The organism is Spirulina sp. 06S082, from assembly GCF_034932145.1.
GTDB lineage: Bacteria > Cyanobacteriota > Cyanobacteriia > Cyanobacteriales > Spirulinaceae > CCY15215.
In genome coordinates, this window is record NZ_JAYGHV010000431.1 from 1 (window position 1) to 8,313 (window position 8,313).

The 8,313-nt window shown below is 44.1% G+C and carries 4 protein-coding genes; 3 read left to right on the forward strand and 1 reads right to left on the reverse strand.

Going from position 1 to position 8,313, the window contains the following annotated elements; translation table 11 throughout:
- Positions 1-860: 860 nt before the first annotated feature.
- Complete coding sequence (locus VB714_RS26055) at positions 861-1,925, reverse strand: hypothetical protein (RefSeq protein ID WP_323228143.1); 1,065 nt, start codon at positions 1,923-1,925, stop codon at positions 861-863.
- A 619-nt stretch (positions 1,926-2,544) separates the two neighbouring features.
- Between VB714_RS26055 and VB714_RS26060 the strand changes: the two genes are divergently transcribed.
- The 3 genes from VB714_RS26060 to VB714_RS26070 all read left to right on the forward strand — a co-directional run.
- Positions 2,545-5,952 (forward strand): GAF domain-containing protein, encoded by a 3,408-nt coding sequence (locus VB714_RS26060; protein ID WP_323228144.1) that lies wholly within the window; start codon positions 2,545-2,547, stop codon positions 5,950-5,952.
- 218 nt (positions 5,953-6,170) lie between these two features.
- Complete coding sequence (locus tag VB714_RS26065) at positions 6,171-7,454, forward strand: aminotransferase class I/II-fold pyridoxal phosphate-dependent enzyme (RefSeq protein ID WP_323228146.1); 1,284 nt, start codon at positions 6,171-6,173, stop codon at positions 7,452-7,454.
- An 87-nt stretch (positions 7,455-7,541) separates the two neighbouring features.
- Positions 7,542-8,313, forward strand: a 772-nt coding sequence (locus VB714_RS26070) for a GH3 family domain-containing protein (protein WP_323228147.1), incomplete at its 3' end; no start/stop codon positions are given.

The following is an 8,313-nucleotide window of genomic DNA, read 5'->3' on the forward strand; positions in this document are numbered from 1 at the left end:
ATCGCGCTTCTCCTCAACGAGAAACTCAATCCGAAGGGCATGGACAGTCGCATCGATCGCCGCGATCGCGCTTTGCGAATTTTTCTCGAGAGGGCGCAACTTTACCAACAATAATCAGTAAGGTGCGTTACGTTCCACTAACGCACCTTACTATTTACAAGTTATGTTTTAAAACGAAGTGTGGAAGGTGGGATAAAATCTCGTATCAGAGAATCTAAGTGGGCAAAATCTTAAGAAAAACTGTAAATAGGAGTTGATGTGAGATATGTATGTCTAAATATTGCATGGAGTTGATTCAAGTCCGAAATCAAGTTTATCCTATTGTATTGAGGAAACAATTGTAATGAATGCTTTGATTAGATTTATCAAGTTAACTGTACGAATCGTTTGTATGGTTTGCCTGCTATTTGCCTTTACTGCATCCCCTAGTTTAGCCGATAACTGTGGATCAAATGACAGAAAGCCCTTACCAACATGTACAGATGCCCGATATAATGACAATGGCGCTCTTATTGTTAATAGCTGCACTCATGATGTCACGATTAAAGTTGACATTGCTGGCGATCCCGACAAAATGTTTACCGTGGCTCCAGATGAGATAAAGGATCTAGTTTTAGGGAGTGCACAACGATTTCACCTGTACTGCTGCCCGAGATACAATAAATGCTAGTTCTCCGGTTTTTGGTTTTATATAAAAAACTATTGTTTTCTATAAACGAAGAACAATAGTTTTTTATCGGCATAGTGGGAAGTCCGTGACCTCTCGATATCATCTAAATTTCCTAGGATTACGCTCATGCAATCCTAGGAATTTTTGAGATTTTATGGTGCGTTACATTTCATTAACACACTCTAATTTGTTAACATCCGGGATTTTCTGGAGGCTGCCCGTTCTTGTAGAAGAAATACCTTCTCGTTGTGTTGGATCCCAAAACATCAACTTCCGACACCGGACGATTGTCAAAGTGACGAATTAAAGTAAGCTGATCTCGAACTACCCAAGGAACGTAGCGAGCACCCACTTGACAACCAAATAATGTGTCAGTTTGTGAAAACGAGCTCGTTTCTGTGGTAACTTGAGAGTTTGTTGTAGATGTCCGTAACACGTTAGAAATTTCCTCTCTCGTTGTTGTGTCCTTGGAGATGCCAATATTTCCAGTTAGGCCTTTCCCACCAAAGACTAATCCACCATTTATACTGCTTGTTTTCTCTGTTCCAAATGTGTAGCCTACTGACTCCTCGACAGTTTGTTCTGTAATTGATTGAGAGCCGTAGGTGACAGAGAACGTCTGCTGGACACTGTTTCCAGCTTCAATAGTGAACCCTGGTCCGTTACTCGCCTCGTATCTTTGATCGCGGATCAGGGTATACCCCATGTTCTTTTTGTCTACGAAGTTTGTTAGAGTGCCACAATTAGCCCTCAATTTGTCAATGTATTCCTGGTTTAAAGGCGTGGCTACACATCCCCACCATGAATTTCGATTCCCTGCTACGAAGCCGTTTTGTGCCTCGCACCAATTATATGTTCCTATAGCCCCAGAGGATGATGGTAAAGAGGTTGAGCCGCCTATGGGTGGGCAAGCACGCTGTCCCAAAGCTACCACTTTGTCATAGGCTGTATTCACATCTTTTCGTGCAATCTCTATCGCACTGTCAAGCTCTGGATCCTCTACTTGGATATCCATGAGTTCTACTTCGCCTACGTTATACCAATTACCCGGAGATTTCACTGAATTTGGCTGGTAGGGATCGCCTGTAAGCTCATTGGGTATTTCAACAAAAACAAACGGAAATCCCTCTGAATTAGGTGATATCTGAACTTGACTTGCCGACGCTACAAAATTCAATTGTACAAAAACGCCAATAGTAACAGTAATGACTAGGGTTATTAACCGTGCTACAAACTTAAACTTGCTTTTTGACATTAGTTAAATCCTTCTAATCCGAAGTTAACGAAATTGATTATAACAGTTTTTGTGATAAGAACTACTATCGGTTGCTGAATTTTACATTAGGTTTTTGAGAAATCCCATTTCTCCTTTATCACTTTTGCCCGTATTGCCACCAATTCACTAGAGTGCGCTATTAACATACCTTACTAAATAATTCGCATCGGGTGCAGGTCGCAACCATTTCCAATCTTCGGAAATCGTCCCGGTTCTGCATTATCTATCAAAAACAAAACTTGATCGCTTAAATTCTCTGTAATTACCCAAAACCGTCTCTTTTGAGATTCCTCTGCTAAAAATTGTCAGAAATCGAGAAAGATTGACTCACTAAAACCGGAAATGTTGCTTTGAAAGGGTGTGAGTTTGAGGTTTTATGGAGTAATCATGAGACCTAAATGAATCGATCGCTTTTTATCCCTTCTCTCTGCCTCGCAATCCAAAACGAGAAAAGCAAGCTCAAAGGGTATCTGACAATTAGGACAGCGAACCAAAGCGCGATCGCAGTCGAAATTGAAAGTATTGAAAAAAACACTATCCTCAGAGTAAAAAGGAGAAAGGTTAAAGGTTTTGTTCTTCCCTCTTTCCTCTTCTTCTCATGCCCTCGAATTTATTTCAGCAAGCGAAACAAGGGAATCCGCAAGCGATCGCGCTTCTCCTCAACGAGAAACTCAATCCTAAAGGCATGGATAGTCGTATCGATCGCCGCGATCGCGCTTTGCGAATTTTTCTCGAGGGGGCACAACTTTACCAACAACACAAACTCTTCAACTGGGTTCGCAAACAAATGTTGGCACTCAAACCGGGAGGAATAGATATTGTTACGATTCGCGGACTAGCGACGGGGAAACATAAAATTTTGTGGACGCAAGGTTTTCAATTTGAGGGACTCTCCAAAGAAGCGCTGCGATCGCCTATTTCTCGCCAACAGAATCTCCCCATTAGCAAAATTTTAGTCGTATCTGCTCGTCCTCACACGACAAAACCCACAGAGTTAGAGCAAGAAACCAGCAGAATTCAACAGGTAGTACGGAAAACCCCCCAAGGCAAAGAGATTAGCGTTGAAAAACTCCCCGCCATCTTTTATGAAGATTTAACCCTGGCGATCGCCCAAAAACAACCTCATTTAATCCATTTTTGCGGCGCAGATACCCTAGAAGGCTTGATTTTTGCCAGCGAAACCCAAGATGCTCGCCTGCTCGATCCAGGGCAACTCACACAACTCTTTCAGCAATTCGGGCGATCGGTGAAATGCGTCATTCTCGATCGCTGTTTGTCGGTGCTACAAGCTGACGCGATCTCCGACTGTATTCAAGCTACCATCGCTATTGATGCGGATATGGGAGGGGAAGGGGCAAATTTATTTACCACGGAGTTTTATCGCTGGATTGGCTATGGTGAAGGGGTTAACGAAGCCTTTGAAATGGGGTGTTTGGCACTACAAGCGGAACGGGTGAAAATTAGAGGAAATCTCCCTCAGCCTTTAGTTCCCCAATTAATTGTTAAAAATAAATCTACTCCAGAATCGGACTCCCTCCCTTCAGGAGAATCTTCTCCCCTCGCGGCAGCTATTTCTCATCTCGAACAAGAAATTTCGCGGGATGCGATCAAACTTCGCAAGCAACGCCAAAGTATTATTCAATCTACCAATATTGAGGAAAATATTCAATGGTTAGAGGAACTGCGACGGGTGTATTGTCTGGCTTTAGGTTCTATTGCTAGTAATATTGGAACGTGGCTCGAAGCAGAACGCACGACGATTTATTTTATTAACGAGGATCGCGATCGCCTTTGGTCGATTTTTGCTCAAGACAGGGAACAGGAAACAGGCAACAGGCAACAGCCCAACAATCCTCTAGAAATTTCGGTTCCCGTGGGTCGAGGAATTTCTGGACGAGTGGCGGAGATGGGGCGATCGCTGAATATTCCCTATCCGGCAAGAGTACACGAAAATTCCGAAGAAATCAGAAAACAAGAACGCAGGACTGGCTTTAAAACCCATACCCTGTTAACCATTCCTTTAAAAAATGAAGAGGATGAAGTTTTTGCGGTGATTCAATTTATTAATAAACTTCGCAAAGGCGATCGCGTCCCCCCTCTCAATCCCCAAGAAAATGATGCCGAACAATACAGCAGTCTTGGTTTTACCCCAGAAGACGAAAAGAAATTTTTACAACTGGTTTCCTCTTCAACGATTCTGAGAATGTTAGAAGGCATTCAAATCTACTATAACCTCACGCAACATCTCAAAGGCAGCGTTAAATCCACCAAAGCGGCTCAAGCCCTGAGCCAAAGTAGCGAAGAATTTAGCGAAGCCCTGCAACAGATTATGAATGCAGCGAAAGAGTTATTAAATGCCGATCGCTCAACCCTGTGGATCTTGGATTTCACCAAGCAACAACTGTGGACAGAAATTCCGGCGGAAGATGGGGGGGTGAAGGAAACCTATCTCAAAGTCGGTCAGGGGTTTGCAGGTCAGGTGGCCAAACAGGCACAAAATGGAAATTATCGACCGTTGAATATTCTCTTTGACGTTTACGAACAAGCGGGGTCTGCAACAGCGAAACAGTTCGATCTTGGAAATGACTATCGCACTTGTAGTTTACTCTGTATGCCCGTTTTGGGGTATGACGAATCTTCTCCTCAGCGCAAAAAACTGATTGGTGTCACTCAAATGGTCAATAAGACGCGAGAAGGTTTTTCCAAGCCCACACCAAGCTATACCGACGAAGCCCCGGAATGTTTTGAAATTAGCTTTGGCAAAGACGACGAACGACGCATGGCAGCCTTTAATACTCAAGCAGCTATGGTGTTACAAAATGCCAGGCAATTTTCCGAACTGGAGAGTTACGAAATTCTCTATTCCAGCTTAAAAAATATGTCAGAAGTCGCTCGTATTGCCCTCGGTGCAAAAACAGCGCGGGTTTATTTATTCGATACAAATGTGAATAAACTCTGGACAATTTTACCCGAAAGGAAAGAACACACCACCCACTTTCGTCGCATCGAATATTCCCTAGAAGATGATAACGCGATCGCCTTAGTTGCACGCTGGCAGAAAAGTAAATACATTCATATTCCCAGTACGATCCCAACAGCAGAATACGATCGTTCTTCTGTATTTTTCCCCGTCAGCGATCGCCGAGGAAAATTGGTAGCGGTGATCGAAGCATCCCGGAAATTAATGAAAACGGTATCCTTCCTGAGCAAGAATCTTCCCCCGAAAAGAAAGATCAATCGCTCAAAAGCAGATTATAAAGGGTTTGTTCATGCCGATATCGACAACTTTTATCGCACCTCCGACTCATTTTTTCATTTTTTCCAGGGCTGTCTTTCCTTCTGTCAAATGTTCCAAGTCCAGCAGGATGCCTCCGCCTTAATGCAGGCACAGCATTGGGTCTTAAACAGTAGTCGAGAAAACAGCGCCGAAGAAGTCATGAAAGCTGCCCGAGAATTAGTCAATGCCGATCGCTGTACTTTATGGCGCTTCGATCGCGATGATGAAACCTTAATTAGCGAGGGCTATGTGGGCAATGAAGGCTTGCAACTCTTCAGTATCCCTCCCCTACCTATCGGTGCTGGTTATGCGGGTTTAGCCGCCGAATACGCCTTAAATCCTCGTAATAATCCCGAATATAATTCCCAAATTCTCAAAGTGGATTTCGACCTTTATAACGATACGGCACGTTCTGCCATGGCCATGCAATCCGATAAAGAAACCCACTATCGAACCTGTAGTTTGCTCTGTATGCCCATTTTCAATCAAGAAAACGATTTAATGGGAATTTTGCAACTGGTAAATAAGAAAAAACCCGGTTATCCGTCGGAATACCATCGCCCAGAAGATTATCAAGATATTCCCGAAGGATTTCGCACCAGTTTTAGCGATCGCGATATGCGTCAGCTAGAAGAGTTCAACCGTATTGTGGGAACTCTAATTTTTGAAGAGATCATGTTTGACGAGATTCGCAAGAAAGCGGAAAAGGATGATAGAGAAGGGTTTTAGGGAAGTAGGGAGTAGGGAAGTAGGGAGTAGGGGGTAGGGAGTAGGGAACAGAAAACCCCAAAAAAGGAACAAAGGAAGAACAGGAAGAGGGGCAAATTAGCCAATTCCCTATTACCGATGACCATTATGGGAAATGGATCTTCGATCCCCAAAATCTGCACGCGGAAATGTACCCTATTAGAATCATCAAAGAGACTAGGAGATGAGGAGAATACACAGTGAAAGTTGTCCAAGAGTATATGCAAGCCCTTTACAAAAGCGGGCTTTATCCAGACAAATTCATCTGCCATTACAAGCAGGGCAATTTCGTTGACGTTGAAGACCCGGCCACAGGGAAGCGCCATAAGCTCCTCACCTTCTGCACGAATGATGTTTTGGGTTTGGTTCAATCAGAGGAAGTCAAACAAGCAGCCGTTGATGCGATATGGCAATATGGTACTTCTAACAGTTCTTGCTCGGTGTTGAGCGGTCGCATTGACATTCATCGCCAACTCGAAGAGGAAATCTCGGCTTTTAAGCATCTTCCCCATACCCAGCTATTTCTCAATGCTTGGATGGCGATGCAAGCCTTAATGGATGGATTCTGTCATTTGGCGATTACCGTACCGGGCTTTCGCAATACGCGAGAAACGTTAATTTTAACCGATATTCTTAATCACGGTTGTATTGTTTCTGCCATTGCCAATGCTGATAATCGGTCGGGGAAAATGTTCAGCCAAAGTCCCGATGTCCGAGTTAAAGCCTATCGTCACTGCGATCTCAATGACTTAGAGCGCAAATTGCGTCGTTATGTCCGTGCTGGCGATCGCATTATGCTTGTTTCCGATGCCGTTTTCTCGATGGATGGGGATATCGCCCCTTTACCTGGAATGTTGGATATTTTAGAAAACTATCCCGGTAGTGTCATCGTTATGGATGAGGCTCATGCTAGTGGCGCGATCGGCAAGACAGGACGGGGAATTTACGAGCATTTCGGCATCACCCCTCAATCGGTTCTCGATCGCGGCATGATACCGATTATCATGACGACTTTCTCGAAGTTTGCTGCGTCGGCTGGAGCCGCCATTAGTAGTCATTCTCGGGAGTTAATCGACCTGTTGGATGCGTCCCCCACTTCCATCGGTACTATTTCTCTGCCTCCTCCGGTTACTGCTGCTGCGTTGGCCAGTATTCGTCAAGTTAAACAAAATCCCCTACTTGTCCAGACGTTACAGGCGAATACGCGCTATTTGCGATCGTGCTTATACGAGGCAGGATTTAATCCGATCGGCGAAACTAATGTGATTCCGGTTATTTTACCCCCAGAACTTAGCCCGAAGCCCTTTGCCAACCATTTAATGGATGAATATGGGATTTGGGTTTCTCCTATATGGTTTATTGCTAAACCTCGTCTGCGAATTACGGCAAATGCTCTCCATACGCGGGAGGACATGGATCGGTTGGTGGAAGCAATGGTCGCCACGCGAGAGGCGGTTTATGCTTCCACGGACAAGGTAAGCTAAAACACAAGTTAATGCGCTAACTCATGGGGTTAGCGCAATTTTTCTGCTTTTGTTGTTGATTATTTACTGCTCGTTATTGTTCAACCAATGCCCGATTTAATTTTTCCGGTTTTACGTGCCATTACTCGACGTGCCAAAACTAATTTTATCCACAAAACTCGCTCTCTTGAAGCCGTACAAGAACAGTTTTTGTTGGAGATGCTGCGATCGCATCAAGATACGGAATTGGGGCAAAAGTTTGGCATTGGCAAGATTACAACGGTACAGCAGTTTCGCGATCGCGTTCCCATTCTTCCCTATAGTAGTTACGATCCTTATACGGAGCGCATTGCTAAGGGAGAACAAAATATTCTCAATCCCGATCCGGTGGTTTACGTTAGTTTGACCAGTGGTTCCACGGGGAAACAAAAACGAATTCCTGTGACGCGACGCTATCAGAAGAATTTGGGCAAACCGAATTTAGCGGCTTTTGGTTTTGCGATCGCGGCTTTAGAAGCTCGCAGTAAACAACAAGATCCCCCCAGAGAATTTAGATTTGGCAAGCTATTAACAACCAATGGAATTAATGTTCAAGGAGTCACCAGTGGCGGCATTGATTACGGTCCCGTAACGGTGGGAAGTATTCGCAGCAATCATTTACTCTATCGTCCCTTGTTAGCAATGCCCTACGATACATTAAGCATTGCTGATAGTTTATCTCGCCATTATGTTTGTTTATTATTTGCTTTAAAAAATCCGTCTATAGGAGGAGTCGGGACAAATTTTCCCATGTTAGTTCTGCGAACTTGTGGTTATTTAGAAAAATATGCTTCAGATTTAATTGGCGATTTGCGATCGGGGGCGATCGCGTCTTGGGTCA